General features: G+C 46.4%; 16 protein-coding genes and 1 pseudogene. All 17 read right to left on the bottom strand.

Annotated elements, in window-relative coordinates; all coding sequences use genetic code 11:
- Nucleotides 1-47: 47 nt before the first annotated feature.
- Nucleotides 48-1,151, bottom strand: a complete 1,104-nt coding sequence (locus IF690_RS20955; protein WP_202697213.1) for a glycosyltransferase — start codon at nucleotides 1,149-1,151, stop codon at nucleotides 48-50.
- Nucleotides 1,148-1,909, bottom strand: a complete 762-nt coding sequence (locus tag IF690_RS20960; protein ID WP_202697214.1) for a glycosyltransferase family 2 protein — start codon at nucleotides 1,907-1,909, stop codon at nucleotides 1,148-1,150. The genes IF690_RS20955 and IF690_RS20960 overlap by 4 nt, the downstream gene beginning before the upstream one ends.
- Entirely contained in the window at nucleotides 1,902-2,870 is a 969-nt protein-coding gene (fcl, locus tag IF690_RS20965; protein ID WP_202697215.1) for a GDP-L-fucose synthase, read from the bottom strand. Before fcl ends, IF690_RS20960 begins: the two co-directional genes overlap by 8 nt.
- 8 nt (nucleotides 2,871-2,878) lie before the next feature.
- The gene (gene gmd, locus IF690_RS20970) at nucleotides 2,879-3,961 is read right to left on the bottom strand and encodes a GDP-mannose 4,6-dehydratase (RefSeq protein WP_202697216.1); all 1,083 of its coding nucleotides are present in this window, start codon (nucleotides 3,959-3,961) and stop codon (nucleotides 2,879-2,881) included.
- 24 nt (nucleotides 3,962-3,985) lie between these two features.
- Entirely contained in the window at nucleotides 3,986-4,897 is a 912-nt protein-coding gene (locus IF690_RS20975) for a glycosyltransferase family 2 protein (RefSeq protein ID WP_202697217.1), read from the bottom strand.
- A gap of 13 nt (nucleotides 4,898-4,910) precedes the next feature.
- Nucleotides 4,911-6,296: an ABC transporter ATP-binding protein gene (locus tag IF690_RS20980; protein ID WP_202697218.1), complete on the bottom strand. Its 1,386-nt coding sequence runs from the start codon at nucleotides 6,294-6,296 to the stop codon at nucleotides 4,911-4,913.
- Entirely contained in the window at nucleotides 6,286-7,038 is a 753-nt protein-coding gene (locus tag IF690_RS20985) for an ABC transporter permease (protein ID WP_202697219.1), read from the bottom strand. Before IF690_RS20985 ends, IF690_RS20980 begins: the two co-directional genes overlap by 11 nt.
- Before the next feature lie 89 nt (nucleotides 7,039-7,127).
- Entirely contained in the window at nucleotides 7,128-8,279 is a 1,152-nt protein-coding gene (locus IF690_RS20990) for a glycosyltransferase (protein ID WP_202697220.1), read from the bottom strand.
- 34 nt (nucleotides 8,280-8,313) lie between these two features.
- Nucleotides 8,314-9,204, bottom strand: coding sequence for an NAD-dependent epimerase/dehydratase family protein (locus tag IF690_RS20995; protein ID WP_202697221.1), 891 nt, complete (start codon nucleotides 9,202-9,204; stop codon nucleotides 8,314-8,316).
- Entirely contained in the window at nucleotides 9,201-11,639 is a 2,439-nt protein-coding gene (locus IF690_RS21000) for a glycosyltransferase (RefSeq protein WP_202697222.1), read from the bottom strand. Before IF690_RS21000 ends, IF690_RS20995 begins: the two co-directional genes overlap by 4 nt.
- A 14-nt stretch (nucleotides 11,640-11,653) precedes the next feature.
- Nucleotides 11,654-12,577: a glycosyltransferase family 2 protein gene (locus IF690_RS21005; protein WP_202697223.1), complete on the bottom strand. Its 924-nt coding sequence runs from the start codon at nucleotides 12,575-12,577 to the stop codon at nucleotides 11,654-11,656.
- 4 nt (nucleotides 12,578-12,581) lie between these two features.
- Nucleotides 12,582-14,033: a mannose-1-phosphate guanylyltransferase/mannose-6-phosphate isomerase gene (locus tag IF690_RS21010; protein ID WP_202697224.1), complete on the bottom strand. Its 1,452-nt coding sequence runs from the start codon at nucleotides 14,031-14,033 to the stop codon at nucleotides 12,582-12,584.
- Nucleotides 14,034-14,245: 212 nt separating this feature from the next.
- Nucleotides 14,246-14,652: pseudogene (locus IF690_RS21015) on the bottom strand (sugar phosphate nucleotidyltransferase); the annotation flags it as partial.
- A 335-nt stretch (nucleotides 14,653-14,987) separates the two neighbouring features.
- The gene (locus tag IF690_RS21020; RefSeq protein WP_202697225.1) at nucleotides 14,988-15,230 is read right to left on the bottom strand and encodes a lipopolysaccharide assembly protein LapA domain-containing protein; all 243 of its coding nucleotides are present in this window, start codon (nucleotides 15,228-15,230) and stop codon (nucleotides 14,988-14,990) included.
- A 23-nt stretch (nucleotides 15,231-15,253) separates the two neighbouring features.
- Entirely contained in the window at nucleotides 15,254-15,550 is a 297-nt protein-coding gene (gene ihfB / locus IF690_RS21025; RefSeq protein ID WP_007899751.1) for an integration host factor subunit beta, read from the bottom strand.
- A 183-nt stretch (nucleotides 15,551-15,733) separates the two neighbouring features.
- The gene (locus IF690_RS21030) at nucleotides 15,734-16,015 is read right to left on the bottom strand and encodes a hypothetical protein (RefSeq protein WP_202697226.1); all 282 of its coding nucleotides are present in this window, start codon (nucleotides 16,013-16,015) and stop codon (nucleotides 15,734-15,736) included.
- Nucleotides 16,016-16,225: 210 nt separating this feature from the next.
- A complete protein-coding gene (gene rpsA / locus IF690_RS21035; protein WP_007931318.1) occupies nucleotides 16,226-17,920 on the bottom strand; it encodes a 30S ribosomal protein S1 in 1,695 nt (564 codons plus the stop codon).
- Nucleotides 17,921-17,975 lie beyond the last annotated feature (55 nt).

Consider the following 17,975-nt stretch of genomic DNA (forward strand, 5'->3'; position numbering starts at 1 on the left):
AATCGAAACCATCTAGATAATAAAAAGCAAGTTCCACGCCATGTATCTCACAGTAAATCACGGTACAATTCCGCATATCTCCTAGCCATACTCTCCGAAGTAAACATTTCTTTATATCGTATGAAAGCAGCCTGCCCCATCGCATAGCAAGCGTCCGAGTCCTCCCACATCTTACACATGGCGATAGCCAAGCTATTAGAGTCTTCGGGCGGCACAACAAATCCAGTTAGTTGATCGATATTTATATACGTCGTCCCTGTACCAATCTCACAACAGATCATCGGCCTAGCATACATTGCAGACTCTACCAATGAAATTCCGAATGCCTCGGACCTAAGATGAGACGGAAATACAGTCGCCGTGCAAAGCGTAAGAAGTGCGACCTTATCTTCATCACTGACTTGCCCAACAAATAGTACATTAGCCAGACCAAGCTCAATAACCTGCTCCTTCAGGCGCTCCTCCTCTGGCCCCGAACCCGCAATGACGATAGGATAGCCACATTTTTTTGCAGCTTCTAACAAAGTATGTAAACCTTTATAATATCTTAATACACCTACAAAAAGAAAAAACCGAGGTGAAAGGCGTGATCGCCAATACAACATTCTCTTTGGAGTTGGTACCGGAAAACTATTTTTATCCAAGCCGATCGGAATAACCGAGACCTTATCTTTATACTTCTGTAAAACAGGGCTACTTTCTAAATAATTAGGTGATGAAGCGACTATTGCGGATGCCGAAGACAGGAACCGGTTCATCAAAGGGCGATACAACTCAAGCGTCCAACGCTGTTTAACGATATCCGAGTGATATGAAATGACAACCGGCTTATCACACCGAACAAGAAAGTGAGCAACATCCATGAAAGGCCATGGAAAATGATAATGCACAATATCTACCTGAGCCACCAGCTTACGCAAACTAAGGATTATAGAAAGAGAAAACGGAGTTGATAGAAGAGTGAAGTTCGATTTGGCATAAAAAACTCGATGCCCTTCGAAGAAAAGCGATCCAGACCGCTGAGTCGAAACGCAGAGCACCTGGCCCTCAACACCGTATTCCCCCCCCCCCTTGCAAAGCTGATAGATACACTGCTCTATGCCACCAAAAGTATCGGGAAAATACGTTTTAAAGACATGAAGAACTTTCATTTTCTACTTTCTACTTTATTAAGAAGAGCCTTAAACCATACCGCGTAAGGTTGAATTAGCCACCACTTGAGCGGAAGCTTACCATGGTACTTACGAACGACCTCCATCGCCTCACTATAATGAGCTACCCTTCTGGTGTTAGTTTTAGTATCACCATGATCCCGATTAACGGCAACAAACTCATCAAGGAAATGCAATGGGCCTCCCACTTGGTACAACTTCCACCACAAGTCATAGTCCATGGCCATGTGGCGAGAGATATCAAGCCCTCCAACCGCATCCCAAGCTCGACGTCGTATCAAGGTAGCAGGTTGCGAAATAATACAGCGCACTGCCAACCTTTTCTCACTGAACTCTTCAACCCAGATAGCCGTTCTTTTGTTGTCCTTCTCACGAAAATTCCAAGCACGCCCGTACACAGCAGGAGTACTTTCATTCGTGAGCAGTTCATTAACTAGCCTGACCAAGCCACCCTCTAAAAAATAGTCATCGCTATTAATCCAGCATACAAAAGGAGCAGAGCCTTTGCTAATACATTCGTTAATAGCAGCAGCCTGGCCATCATCTGCCGAACTCCTCCATCCAGCCAATCTTCCTTCCCAAGACTTGATGATCTCGACAGAGTTATCTGTCGAGCCACCATCCGCGACAAACACCTCGACAGGCAAGTTTTGAGAGAAAATCGAAAACAGAGCAGCATCCAGATACTTGCCCTGATTATAAGAAGGTACCGCAATCGTAACTAATGCTTCAGTCAACTTTTACCTTCTCTCTTTTTAGAAAGTCAGCATAAGCAATAGACAAACCTTGATCAAGCCCAATAGAAGGCTGCCAACCCAGCCTTTTAATTCGCGAAATATCCATGAGCTTCCGGGGCGTACCATCGGGCTTACTACTATCAAGCTCAATAAGCCCATCGAACCCAATAACCTTGGCTACAAGATGGGCCAACTCAAGGATGGTCATGTCCGTACCGCAACCGACATTGATATGAGAGAGGGTCGGTTTTGTAACACTGGCATAGAGATCCGACGTCGCCTCCATCACGTGGACACTTGCTTCCGCCATGTCATCCACGAATAGGAACTCACGCTTTGGTGTACCGCTCCCCCAAATTACAACAGCAGGAGAACCCGCAACCTTGGCCTCATGAAACTTGCGTATAAGTGCAGGTATAACATGGCTATTTTCAGAGTGGTAATTGTCACCCGGGCCATATAAATTTGTTGGCATGACGCTTCTATAATCTACGCCATATTGACGGTTATAGGATTCACAGAGCTTGATACCGGCAATCTTCGCGATTGCGTATGCTTCGTTAGTCTCTTCAAGTTTACTAGTGAGGAGCGCATCTTCCGTCATTGGCTGCTGCGCCAATCGAGGATAAATACAGCTCGACCCTAGAAAGAGCAACTTCTGTACACCGCTGCTCCAAGCCTCATGAATAACGTTGGCCTGAATCATAATATTTTGATAAAGAAAGTCGGCGGGATAAGTGTTGTTCGCATATATCCCCCCCACTTTTGCCGCAGCAAGGTAGACCTGATCAGGTCGCTCAATCGCGAAAAAATCTCGAACAGAGACCTGATCACACAAATCAAGCTCCGCCCTATCACGAACGACGATATTCTTATAACCGCGCCTCTTGAGCTCACGCAGAATGGCTGAGCCAACCATTCCGCGATGACCCGCCACATAAATTTTACTATTATACGGCATAATCGAAATCACTCATGATAGTTGAATGCGCTGTAACCGTGACGCTTAACCAACTCATCGCGCTCAGCTGCCTTCAAATCTTCTCTGACCATTTCAGAAACGAGTTCAGCAAAAGTCGTTTTCGGAGTCCAACCCAGCTTATTCTTTGCCTTAGATGGATCACCTAGCAGCGTTTCAACTTCCGCAGGGCGGAAATAACGCGCATCCACCTCTACAATACATTTGCCCGCTGCATCGTAACCCTTCTCGTCGACCCCTTGCCCCTTCCAAGTGATTTCAATATCAAGCTCTTTAGCAGCAGCATCAACAAAGTCCCGGACGCTGTATTGAATACCCGTTGCAATCACAAAATCTTCTGCAACGTCCTGCTGAAGCATAAGCCACTGCATTTCGACATAATCACGTGCATGCCCCCAATCCCGCTTGGCGTCCAGGTTGCCCAAGTACAAGCAATCCTGCAGATTGAGCTTGATACGCGCTAGCGCACGGGTAATTTTACGAGTTACAAAGGTTTCGCCACGAATAGGTGACTCATGGTTAAACAAAATACCATTACAAGCATACATACCATACGCTTCACGGTAATTTACAGTAATCCAATAAGCATAAAGTTTAGCGACGGCATAAGGACTACGCGGGTAAAAAGGAGTGGTTTCTTTCTGCGGAGTCTCTTGGACCAAACCATACAGTTCGGAAGTCGAAGCCTGATAGAATCTGGTCTTTCTCTCCAATCCCAAAATACGGATAGCTTCTAGAATACGAAGAGCGCCCAAAGCGTCCGAGTTCGCAGTATACTCAGGCTCTTCGAAGCTGACAGCTACGTGAGACTGCGCTGCCAAATTATAAATTTCGTCCGGCTGCACTTGCTGGATGATGCGGATCAAACTCGTAGAATCGGTTAGATCGCCGTGGTGTAGGATGAAATTTCGATTTTTAATATGCGGATCTTGATAGAGATGATCGATACGGTCGGTGTTGAAAAGCGACGTCCGCCTTTTAACACCATGCACTTCGTATCCCTTCCCAAGAAGCAGCTCAGCCAGATAAGCGCCGTCTTGACCTGTGACACCAGTAATCAGTGCAACCTTCATATAACTCTCCAAAATATTATACGTTCAATCAGACACATTGCTCATCAATTTCTTGTCAGCGCGAATGTGACTTAGTAAAAAGCATAGATGCCTGATAGGCATCAGCCATCGACTCAGCAGACCTCGCGGATATCGGGCCCTAATCTTCATCATTTCAGCACGGCCGATTTTCTCGTACTGATTGGTGGTTTTTTGATCGCTGTGAATACGAAATGCACCGAGAAAGTAAGGTACATGTCTAAAATGTGCATTGTTTTTCACAAAACACAGCAACATATCCCAATCTAAGGCAAATGACAGTGTATCATCAACACGCCCACCTGCGCGAGTCCAAAGTGAACGCTTCCAGAATAGGGTTTCCTGAGGAATGTAGTCTATTGCGTGCAGCAAGTTTTCATCATGATAGGGCAATACCCATCGCCCGACCAAGCGATCCCACTCATCAATGATGAGTCGATTACCATATATACAATCTATATAAGGGTCTCCTTCAAACTCGCGCACAATAAACTCCAATGAATTGGGCAGCAACACATCATCGGAATTCAAATAATACAAGATCTCGCCTGACGCTCTCTGAAATCCTCTATTTATCGCATCCGCCTGCCCTTTATCCTTTTCAGAATGAAAAGAAATTTTATCAGACGCAAAAGAAGCGACCACATCCAAAGTACTGTCAGTCGAACAATTATCTTGCACAATGATTTCAATATTGGAGTACGACTGACTCAAAATACTCTGCAATGTTCGCCCTATATACTGCCCCTGATTAAACGAAGGGACAACTATCGAAATCAAAGGCATACTTTGACATTTAACAGCATCTATAGAATATACAGACGGAGTAATTAGTTCACCTGCATGCTGCTTCAAAACCCCAAGCTTCACATGAAACAAACGCCTCACAAGCACACCCAGCGATTGACGTTGCGACATAATTATTATCTCATTAACCGCTAACGATCAATACAGCATCTGACTTGACACTTGCAAGCCCGTAAAATGGCTGAGCGTTAAACCCAAGATGCCCCGTGGGCACTATAGAGAAACTGACCACATTCGAAACAACGCAGTGCCTAATCGACTCTGCCTCAATCTCTGTCATTGATACTTTCTCAAGATTAGCATGCAAGAGTTTAGGCCAGGTCGCAAACCCAACATCCAGTAAGTACTCACCAGAAGCAAAATCCAATGGAATATCAAACGTCGCTCGTATCCGCTGCCCCGCCCGGACCATCTCAGGCACCAAAGAACCGCACTGCCCCGTATTACGCCCATGCACGATGACGCCCTTGTCTGTCCGTAATACAAATCCTACGACGGGAGTCTCCAGGTTGGTCAGCACCTTAAATTCAACATGAACCTTCATCGTATTATATTGATGATAAACTTGACAGGCCTTACCTTCAGCATTCGCCAATCCGATACGAGTACACACAACAGCACCATCTCCTGTTTGCTCTCGCCCTTGCACATCAACCGTGGTCCCATTAGGCCATATAAAGTCAGAAGCGCTAGCATCATGAACCGATTCATCATCTATCATGTTACTTGCCGCCTGATTCATCCGAGCAGCATCTTCGTTGATCAATTTTTTTGCACTTACATGACCCAGTGCATAATACTTGTTGATCGCTTCCGCTGCGTTACCAATAAAGAGGGCTTCACCCTTGTGAAGAAGCAGCACTTCATCACAGTAATGCATCACATCATCCATACTGTGAGTAACAAGTATAACTGTACAGCCTTTCTCACGGAGCCTTTCCAGCCGCTCATAACACTTCAAACGGAAGAAAATATCCCCAACAGCTAAGGCCTCGTCGACGATCAATACATCCGGATCTATACAGGCTTGCACAGCGAAAGCCAGTCGAACAAACATTCCACTGGAATATGCCTTAACCGGGCTGTCTATAAAATCGCCAATATCTGCAAAAGCTTCGATCTCTGGAAATACTTGGTCAAATTTCACTCCTGAGACCCCTAAAATTTGAGCATTCAACCTGGCGTTTTCACGACCGGTAAATTCCGGGTTGAACCCAGCGCCTAACTCTAGTAATGCTGCAATTCGGCCTTTGACCTGTACCTGACCTGTGGTAGGCATTAAAATGCCGCTTATAATCTGCAGAAGGGTGGATTTACCACTGCCATTCTGACCAATAATCCCAAAGAAACGACCACGCTGAATATCAAAGGACAGCGGATATAGCGCTTGATACGTACTACGCTTGTTTAGGCGCGGAAAAAGCAACCCCTTGATTCGCTGCATCGGCGTTTTATAAATATCGTACAATTTAGAAACATTGTTGATACTAATGGCGATTTCAGAGGACATCAGCGAATCCCGCCCGTAATCTGTGGAAGATAAAAAAACCAAATGCGCTCATTAAAGCACCCACGACGAGATAAACTCCCATAATTTGCCAATTGACCGCATCATGAGCGAACACCAGAGCTCTAACAGTCTCCACTGGAATTGTTAATGGATTGATATTCATCAACCATCTGAACTCTTCAGGTACCATTTCGGCAGGATAACAAATGGGAGCGGTGAATAGCATAATCATGGCGAGACTGGTCGTAATTTGTGAAAGATCTCGAAAATAAACTCCTATCGCCGCTAATAACCAACCAGCTCCAATGGTGAACATGAGCAAACCGCCAATGGGTATAGGTAATAGCAAAATCCCCCAAGAAACAGCCCCTGTTGAATATAAGACGCCAGCAATCAATATGAGAAGGCCAAACAGGATACCAACTCCCGCACTCAAGACGTTCACCACTGGTAAGATCTCAAGCGGAAATATAACGCGCTTTACATACGAAGTATTACTAATGATTAAAGATGGGGCCCGCACCAAAGTATCTGCTAACAGAGCATGAAGCAAGATACCGCAGAACAATAAAAGTCCAAAGGGAATATCTTCACCGGAGGGAGTCTGAATACCCCACCTTGATTTCAAAACAACTTGAAATACAAAACCATATAATAGCAACTGCAATAGGGGTTGCCCAACAATCCACAACGCGCCAAAAAAAGAATTTTTATAACGCATTGATATATCACGCAGCGTCATCTGAAAAATCAAACTCCTATTATGGAGCATTGATCGAGCACCTATCATCAACCCAGTCTTCAAAATTTTTTCTCGCACATTATTACATCTCAGTTTTTGCTATTGGCAGCCTTAACGGACGACACAAGGCGCATGAACGAGTTCGCAAATTCTACTTGGGCATCCTTGTAGTTCAACTCTTCTCGCTGAGGTTCAGCTTGCGAATACTTTTCTAACAGCTTGGAAAGCTGTTCAGCATCATAGGGCTCAAAAAAATCAATGTTTTTTTGAGCCTGTTCAATATTGGCAGGTATCGCTGAAGCAATCACGTATTGAGATACGGACTTTGCATCTTCAATCACTGTAGACCAACCTTCAAACAACGAAGGTTGCACAATGCAAGTTGCTGCCTCAAATATAACCATCTGATCATCCCTAGGAATGAAACCTAAGAATCGAATGTTGTCAGCCACCCCCAACATTTCAACCTTGCTTTTGAGTCTAGACGTATGATCTGGAGCACGGTGATCATGCTCTTTACCAGAGAATACTACCGTTACGTTCACTCCACGCTTTTTAAGTAAGCATACAGCGTCTATAACGACCTCGTGATTCTTATGAATCCAGAACTGATTGGGACAATAAAAGAAAGTTTCCGGCAATCTGTATCTCTGCAAAACCTCAGCCTTACTCTTTTCTACCGATCGACCCTCAAAAGTAGCGAATCTAACCACGTACTGATTAACATTGGCCTCGGGAAAAAACTCATTAAAATCCGCCTTAACGGCTTCACTGCTAAAAACAAGATGTTTATAGTTTTGAAAGTATTGTCTGTGCTGAGCATCCCGCGCTGCAAGCTCATCTGCATTAAAAAAATCAGGAAGGCGCTTGTCTTGAAAATCGGGTATCCAACAAGCAGTTTGCTGCATGCGCGTATCGATTGGATAAGGGAATACCAAATCGAACCGCATTTGATTTTTGAAAAACCGCGGGGTCAACCAAGACAACAATTTTGTCCGCCTTGATATACCGCCATCAATATTGGCTATATTGGCAGGCTTTATCCAGTTCAGGCGGGGATACCCAGTACTGTCACTAATAAAATCAAAAGACTCTTTCGAGTGACTAATAATCCAAACATCTGGCCTCTCACTATCTGCAATCTCATTCAAAGAACTAATGAGATTCTTTATGTAATATGTGCCGCCTATCCAGCTCTCGTCATAGTTAAATGGCACACCAATTACTGGACGCTTAAACACGGCCTTGCTCCTAATGCATAAAAATATAAAATAATTATTGCTCGTGCATCCAGGCAGCCACTTTTTCCAAGCCTTGCTCAAGCGTAAATTCGGGGGTGTAACCCAAAGAACTCAAGTAATGTATATCTGCTTGCCAATTCAATGGATCACCAAGTCGTTCAGAACCGCTAAACTCTATAGTTTTTTGCAACCCCAGAGACGAAAGCAAGCTTGCCGCCGCATAACGAATAGTAGAAGCTATACCATTTGCAACGTTCACCGCTCGGCCATCAAAACAGCCTTTGTCAATCAGGCACATTACGGCCTTGGCAACATCATCTACATAAATAAAATCCCTGGTTTCATATCCTGTGCCGAACAGCTCCAACGTTTTACTCTTCAGTGCTTTATTATATATATCCCAAAATATTTGTTTTTTTAAGCCTGGCCCAAATGCCGAAAACACTCGCAGAGAAATAGTTTCAATCCCAAAAACCTCATAATATTCTCTACAAATATTTTCAGCATGAAATTTGTGCCAGCCATACGGCGATAGCGGTTTCACCCTGCTCGTTTCAGCCACTGGACTAACATCAGGATTCCCGTAGACAGCTGCACTCGAGAAGTGCACAAACTTTGCAGTTGGTGCACAAAGACGAATGGCCTCTAACATCTGGACAATCCGGACCGTATTAAGCGTGTAATCATGTAAAGGCGCGATAAAGGAGTCTGGAACACTCGCGGCACCTGTACAATTGATTACCACGTCGGGACTAGCTTCCCTCAGCAAACTTTCAAAATCCGGGTTCAATGCGTCAAAGCCTATAAACGGCATCTCCGTTGAATCACGAACATCCGCGCCCACTACATCCAGGCCTGAAAAACGCATAGACCTGATAAGTGCTGCCCCAATAAAACCAGTAGAGCCCAAAATCAGGTGTTTCATTGGTGCACCTCAGATTTTTTTGCGATAAAGGTATAAGGGCGTCCTGCAATTTCCTGCTCAGAAATAGACTCAGCAACTTCCTTTGTATGAGGAAAATAGTTTATAGGACTACCAGCAAATGCCAACGTTTCTAGCAACTCAAATTTCGCTTGATGTATGAATGACTCATACTCATCGGCACGATATCCATTCTCCCCTCCACTGTATTTGTGGAAAGGGTGGTTCAACAAAAACTTTACTTTATCTTCATCATCAAAAACGACGTGCTCCCTAACAAGAAGCACAACGCCTCCCACAGCAAGATTATCGTTAACTTTCTGCAAGGCCTTTACTGGATCTCTAAAATGATGAACCACTTGCCGACAATAAGCGACATCAAAAAGTTGGCTTCCATCCAGATTCTCAACAGATGTTTGCCTAATAACAATACGATCCTTGACAGTCGGATCTAGAGACTCGCAAGCCAAACGTACTAATTTCTCTGCCGCTTGCGTGCCAACTATATTGTCACTAGACGGCTCAGCCAGCGTCACCGAATATCCTTCTAAAGCAAGCGCGACAGACATAATGCCTGCGGCGCCACCAATATCAATAATAGTCTTCGCTTCAGGTGCATGTTTACGTAACTCCTGCAACGTAGAGCTAAATTCTTCTGTAACACGGAATCTGTTAAGCGACCCAAGTAAGTCTTTGTGTAGATACGCATCCATCAACATCTGCTGATCCTCGGGATTTCCTTGGGAGGCATGAATTATTTCCTCCCAACTCCAAGTATCACGCGGAACAAAGCTTATAAACCTAGCAGGAATACCTGCATAAATACAAAAAGGGGCAACATCACGCGTTACCATAGAACGCGCCCCGATAACTGCACCCTTTCCGATATGAACACCCTTCAAAATAGCCGTTTCAAACCCTACCCACACGTTATCATCAATACGGATAGGGGCGGAGGCTACCTGAGACCAATCCTTATAAGCACCGATACGGTTCGCATCTACACCAGCCTTCCAATCATACGCATCGGATGCGCGGATTTCGGGATTAAGAGAATGTGAATCGGAATCCATCACCGTACAATCCCAAGAAAGCATCACATTGTTACCAATGTGTATCCCCCCCTTTTGAGTACAAATTAATTTACATCCGCCACCAATTGAACTCCGATTACCGATGGTTATTTCGCCCAGACCTCTTTCAAAAACAAAAGTGCCACCTACATGGCTGTATTCACCAATATTTACGTAAGGGCGATCTTCAATGTTTACACGCACATCGATGTACAGGGCCTCAAGTCTTGTACCAGTACCCGCCCTCAAAAAACGTTGCCCGCTGAGATCCACCCCGCTGTGCTGAAACTCACCTACCAGGGTATTCTTGAATTTGATGGCTTTCTGTACGAGCCGTCGAATCAAACCAGCTCGAATTCTTTTTGCAAAGCGCTTAGCGCCTGCAAGTGTATACCTGTTACGTCGGACTTTTCCTTGAAGCAGATTCTTCCCAAAATCATAACTTTTGCTCTCTAGAGCATCTGCAAATGCTTTTACTCCTTCATCTCCATGAAGACGAGCAAACTCCACATCCTCTTTGGAAGTCTCATCATGTAAACGGTGCAAGAACTCAACTTTGTAAGCATCTGCTACATGCGCATTAAAAAAATTAATAGGCGCAATATAACTGGCCACGATTGGACCGAGACGGTCTCGCTGACCATACTTTTCAAATAGTTCCAGGCATGAATTTCTGACGGTTAAAAAGTCCATCGCTTTACGATCATTAACCTTGGTCGTTGAGTCATGACGCTGATAGTAAGAATATGAAACACTTCCATCCACATAAACTCGACTTGCAGTCAACATTAAATGAACTGCAAAAGGGTGATCCTCATAAAAAACACCGTGCTCAAACTCTATTTCATGCTCAAGCAGGTGCTTACGTGTAGCTATCAACCGCCAAGGAGGGGTATTCCAGCAAGAAACCGTAGCAAATGTATAGGCATCAACCGTCGGATTGATTATCTCTCCCACTAAGTGCCCAGGCACCAAGCTGGAAGGCATTGCGGCCTTATTGTCGAACGCATATTCGAAGTTTGCTACAAAAACGTCGGGACGTGACTGACTCAGTATTCGATTGATCCTAGGAATTACGGAAGGCAGTAACCAGTCATCGCTATCAACAAACCAGATATAATCGCCTGTAGCTTGTTTCAACCCCAACGAACGTGCCGCACCTTGCCCTGCATTAGCCTGGGTAATAGAAAACACCCGACTATCGAGAGTTTTACACAAATCTATAATCTGCTGCGTAGCATCCGTTGATCCATCGTTAACAATAATTACTTCGTAATCATTGAATGGCTGTCTCAATATTGAATCCAAGCATCGTTGCAGCGTGGAAGCGGAGTTATAAGCTGGAATAATAAAAGAAATTTTCATGTATTTTTTGTATTCTATGATTTGATAAATAGGGACAGCTTAGCCAGCGCAGCCACAATAAATAATGAAAACTTTTCCTTTACCCGTCGCTTCGAAACCGTACCTTCCCCTGAAGCCTCTGCACCATACTTAGCAGCCATTGCGGCCTCGATAGCAAGAGACAACGCACTATTACTTGCATATCTAGAGAGTACAGAAGAAAGGCTATCCCGTCCGATCCACCCCCTTACTACTTTAAACACAATCTCTGCATCTGTTTGCGAGAGCTCTGGAAAATTCCCCCTCACCAAACTATATGTTTCAGCCATGATTAACTCATCATTATTTGATGATGTTCCGCCAAGGCTAAATTGGACAATTACTGAGTTAACTCTGATGCACCGACATCCTGCTACAATGGATCTGTGGACCCAGTGAGCATCAGCACAAATTTTATAGTCGAGACTATACATCCCCACTCGCTGGTACGCGGCAGGTGTTACAAACATTGCGTTGTGGCAAAAAGGAATTCCGCTGACTAAAGCACCCACGCCATAAGTTTCGTCTACCCGGAGCGATGAACTACCGTCTGGCTTAACAAGCAGTGCTTTTCCAGCAACAATATCTGCACGATCACTTCTCCACGCTTCATCTACGGCCTTCAATGCACCATCAGCCAGGCTGTCATCTGAGCCAATAATACAAATCAGGTCACCGCTCGATATTCTGATACCTTTGTTAATGGCATCATATATACCGCGATCTTTCTCGCTGATCACAACACAACTCAGACCGACATAGTCACTAATCAAGGCCAACGTATCATCAGTAGATCCCCCATCTACAATAAGAACCTCGAGCGACATCCACCTTTGGGCACTTAACGATTCAAGAGTTGACAATATCGTTTTAGCGGAATTGAAGGTCGGAACAACAATACTGAATTTCGTAGACTTCACAAGCTTAAACACCTTCCGATGTTACACGACCATAATTATCTTCAAAACGCACGATGTCGTCTTCACCCAGATAATCACCGCTCTGCACTTCGATCAACACCAAGTCAATCACACCTGGGTTCATCAAGCGGTGCTGGTGGCCGGCACGGATAAAGGTAGACTCATTGGTGTTCAACATCAGCTCTTGCTGATCATTGACAACTATTGCCATGCCACTGACAACAATCCAGTGCTCACTTCGATGATGATGCATTTGTAGCGACAACGATGCCTTGGGCTTGACCACAATACGCTTGATCTTGAAGCGATCACCATTTTCCAAAGTGGTATAGGTACCCCAGGGGCGATGCACTGTACGATGAAGCAAATGCGCCGAGTGACCACTACTTTTAAGCTTGCTCACAATGTTTCTCACATCCTGAGCATGGTCTTTGCGGGTGATAAGCACTGCATCAGGGGTATCGATGATCAATAGGTCCTCCACCCCCACCAGCGCTATCAGACGATCCCCGCTGTTAACATAATTGTTGCGAGAGCCGTGAGATAGCACCTCCCCCTCAAAGCGGTTACCCTCATCATCAGGCTCTGTAAGCTCACTGGCAGCGTTCCAGGAGCCAATATCACTCCAACCGATATCACATGGAATGGTCGCGACTTTTGAAGAGCGCTCCATCAGCGCATAATCAATAGAGATATCTGGCACCAGAGCAAATGCATCAGCATCAAGAGCCAGACAACGATACTTTTCGGACGAGGTAACGCGAGACTTTTCAATGGTCTCAATAACTGCTTCAACTACGCCCGGAGCATGCTCACGCAGTTCCTCGAGGACAGTGCCGACCCGAAAGCAGAACATTCCGGAGTTCCAATAATAGTTGCCAGCATTCACGTAACCTTGAGCGGTTTCAAGATCAGGCTTCTCGACGAAACGCGCGACTTTCAAGCCTCCCTTCAGAGGAGCATTTTTTTGCGCCTCAATGTAGCCAAAACCGGTTTCAGGGTAGGTCGGCTGAATGCCGAAAGTGACCAGCCAACCTTCGGAGGCTAACGCCATGGCATTGGCTACAGCAGCAGCAAAAGCCTTTTCATCCTTGATCAGATGGTCAGCAGCCAGTACCAGCATATGGATATCAGGGCCATGAGCAGCCTCCAATTGCAGCGCAGCCGCTGCAACAGCTGCAGCTGTATTGCGTCCGAAAGGCTCTAGAATGAAGCCCTGAGAGTGTTTGACTGTATTGACAGCGCCGTATTCGTCTTCAGTCTTGAACAAAAGCTCACGATTAGTCACCGTAAGAACTTCTACGACACCTTCCAGTCGCGAAGCACGTAGGAAAGTTTTCTGGATTAGATTCTGGCCATCTGGCAAATCCATGAACGGTTTAGGGTGGGCCTCTCGAGAAACAGGCCACAACCGGCTACCCACACCACCAGACAAAATTACGGGAATCAGTTCCATACTCAACGTCCTTAATCCTCACTCTCTGAAAGGTTAACCACAGAAAATAGAGCTCGTTTATATTCTGATCACTTTAGATGCAAAATCGCTGCGAAATCTTACGAAACCACCAAGCAGCCGGCTTACACCAAAGCACCTTGCGTAACGGCCCACCCGACCATTGATGCCCAATACACTTGCCCTGTCCATTCTACAGCCAACAAGAGCTTTTACGAGATGTGATAACCGAAAACTGCCCCCCCCCCGCTTCTCCTTGGTCATTACCGGAAAAAAGATTGCCGGAGAAGCGCTGATCGTAAAAATGTTATCACCCAGAATCAGACAGCAAGCCCTCCCCTCCAATGATGAAGATCTGGGCAAGGCTATCCGGACTCGGCTGCTCGGTATAGATCAGTCGGATACCATATCGATTTTCGTCGCCAAGCTGCTTGCGAAAGCATGGCAAATCCTCAGGAGCAGAAATAATCAGAATTTCGTGCATGCTCGCCAGTATCAACACCGACAGATAAAAAATTATTGGTTTATCGTAGACAGCTAGCATCGTTTCGATATAGCCGAACGGGTGAAAACGTGCGCCCGAACCACCAGTGAAGATGACGCCTTTACGATTATTGGTGATTACTTAGGGCGCCCACAAGCATTCGAGCTACACCACCTTTGCCAATCAGGAAGGTGAAGAGAAAATTGTGACATAGCTTTTTGGTATTCAAACATAAACCCAGAGGCTAGGGAGAAGGCGCTAGATAAACGGTAATATCAATTGGATTCAAAGCCATCACAGCTATTGTTCACCACAGCCATGCATCAAGACAATGCTGTAACTGCACCTGTAGCCCAAGCCCAAGCCCTTCAAAGAGGTCGACCTCAACATCTGCGGAAAAAGCAAGCATTTTAGTACTAGAAAAGGCTCTACTAACGAGCACCAACAGAGATCATTGAAGACTCACAACACTCTCAACAGCCCAAACGCTTACGCCGCGCTCTGCCAGCGCGCCTAACAACCCATTCGGCACACGGACCTATCAGCATCCCCATCAACAGCGCAATTACCGTGATCAGCGACACTGGTAACTGTGGCCAACCCCACCCTAGAAATAACAAAGAGACGGGTTGCTGGTTCTCAAGCACAAAAGTAAGGATCGCCAGAACAAGTAAAAGAATAAACACGACGAGAAGTACACGCTTGAGATTACGCATGCCCCCCCCTTGAACTGACATGGTCAAAGCCCTTCCTCCTCTTCCTCATTCACACGATCCCGAAGCTCTTTACCCGGTTTGAAATGTGGCACGAATTTGCCGTCAAGACTGACAGACTGACCGGTTTTAGGGTTGCGACCCACACGCGGCGCACGATAGTGCAGTGAAAAGCTACCAAACCCCCGGATCTCGATGCGATCGCCGGTGGCCAGGCACTGGGACATTTGCTCAAGCATGGTCTTGATGGCCAGCTCCACATCCTTGGATGAGAGTAGCCCTTGATGGGTGACAATTCGTTCGATCAACTCCGACTTCGTCATATTTTTCCCTTCTTTTTCAAGCAGCTAGATAAGCGCTTCAAAGGTTTTAGCACGACCGGGGGATTTTGAACAGCCCAAGCATTGACTTATCTCGCCCCTTGCGAAAACGCCACAAACAAAGGCATTCAGCAGCACCTAAAACGAAAACCCCACAGTAATCTGACCTCCCACCACGCCATCCTACTAGCGGCATATGACAAGCATGGTCCGCGTGAGGTAACCCGCAGGATTCCAGCCAAAGGGATAGTCACCCTCCTCGTCCTTGGCATCACTGGACCTGGTGATGACCTTATAGCCATCCCCCTTGCATTCGCGCTCAGCGCGCTTGTAGCACTTGCCCCATCCAGCCCCAAGACCAGAGCAATCGATCTCGATACCGCTGACACCACGGACTGCATGGACCTTGGTATTGGTCGTACAGCCTATCAAGACCAGAACTGCAAAAAACACAATGAGATTTTTCATCTACTTCCTTATACCGGGCAATTGCCCCACCATCATTCAGCCCAAGCAAGCCTAGCCCGAATAGGTTATTGATCCGCTTAAGAAAATAGACACTCGAATGACTCTATTGGTTTCCCTCCCCCTGATAGACGCAAATCAAAAGCCAAAACCCAAATCACAGGCACAAAAAAGGGCGACCGAAGTCGCCCTTTTTCTATGGTCTGACAGAACTTAGTTCTGCTTTTCCATCTGTGCACGCAGCAGGTCGCCCAGAGTGGTAGGACCAGCAGCGATATCCGAAGCAGCTGGCTTGTCGCGCAGGCTCTGGATAGCTTCTTTCTCGTCTTCAACGTCTTTCGACTTGATCGAGAGCTGGATTACACGACTCTTACGGTCAACGCTGATGATCTTGGCTTCAACTTCTTCGCCTTCTTTCAGGACGTTACGAGCATCTTCGATGCGGTCACGGCTGATTTCGGAGGCTTTCAGAGTCGCTTCGATATCGTTGGCCAGGGTGATGATGGCGCCTTTGGCGTCAACTTCTTTTACAACACCCTTAACGATTGCACCCTTGTCGTTCTCTTGAACGTACTCGGAGAACGGATCGCTTTCCAGTTGCTTGATACCCAGGGAGATGCGCTCACGCTCTGGGTCAACCGACAGGATAACGGTGTCCAGCTCGTCGCCCTTCTTGAAGCGGCGTACGGCTTCTTCGCCCACTTCGTTCCAGGAGATGTCGGACAGGTGAACCAGACCGTCGATGCCACCGTCCAGGCCAATGAAGATACCGAAATCGGTGATCGACTTGATGGTGCCGGAGATTTTGTCGCCCTTGTTGAACTGGCCAGAGAAATCTTCCCATGGGTTAGATTTGCACTGCTTGATGCCCAGGGAGATACGACGACGCTCTTCGTCGATGTCCAGAACCATAACTTCCACTTCGTCGCCGACTTGTACGACTTTCGAAGGATGGATGTTCTTGTTGGTCCAGTCCATTTCCGAAACGTGCACCAGACCTTCAACGCCTTCTTCCAGCTCAGCGAAGCAGCCGTAGTCGGTCAGGTTGGTTACACGAGCGGTAACGCGAGTGCTTTCTGGGTAACGGGCTTTGATAGCAACCCATGGATCTTCGCCCAGTTGCTTCAGGCCCAGGGAAACACGATTGCGCTCGCGATCGTACTTCAGAACCTTGACATCGATCTCGTCGCCAACATTGACGATTTCGGAAGGATGCTTGATACGCTTCCAAGCCATGTCGGTGATGTGCAGCAGGCCATCGACGCCACCCAGATCGACGAATGCGCCGTAATCGGTGAGGTTTTTGACGATACCTTTGACTTGCTGACCTTCCTGCAGGGATTCCAGCAGAGCTTCACGCTCAGCGGAGTTCTCGGCTTCGAGGACGCTACGGCGGGAAACGACAACGTTGTTGCGCTTCTGGTCGAGTTTGATGACTTTAAACTCGAGCTCTTTGCCTTCCAGGTGCGTGGTGTCGCGCACTGGACGGACGTCAACCAGAGAACCTGGCAGGAACGCACGGATGCCGTTAACGTCGACAGTGAAGCCGCCTTTAACCTTACCGTTGATAACGCCCTTGACCACTTCTTCGGCTGCGAAGGCTGCTTCCAGAACGATCCAGCATTCAGCGCGCTTGGCTTTTTCACGGGACAGCTTGGTTTCACCAAAGCCGTCTTCAACCGAATCCAGAGCAACGTGAACTTCATCACCAACATTGATGGACAGTTCGCCAGCATCGTTGTAGAACTGCTCAAGCGGGATAAGTGCTTCAGACTTCAGACCAGCGTGAACGGTTACCCAACGCGCTTGGTAGTCGATGTCGACGATAACACCGGTGATGATGGAGCCTGCCTGAAGGTTCAGGGTTTTTAGGCTTTCTTCAAAGAGTTCCGCAAAGCTTTCGCTCATTTTAATTCCTGTTGATAAGGGCGAAGAATACGCCCATCTGCCACATCCCAGACAA

The sequence above is a fragment of the Pseudomonas sp. SK3(2021) genome (genome assembly GCF_016772375.1).
Lineage (GTDB): Bacteria > Pseudomonadota > Gammaproteobacteria > Pseudomonadales > Pseudomonadaceae > Aquipseudomonas > Aquipseudomonas chlororaphis_I.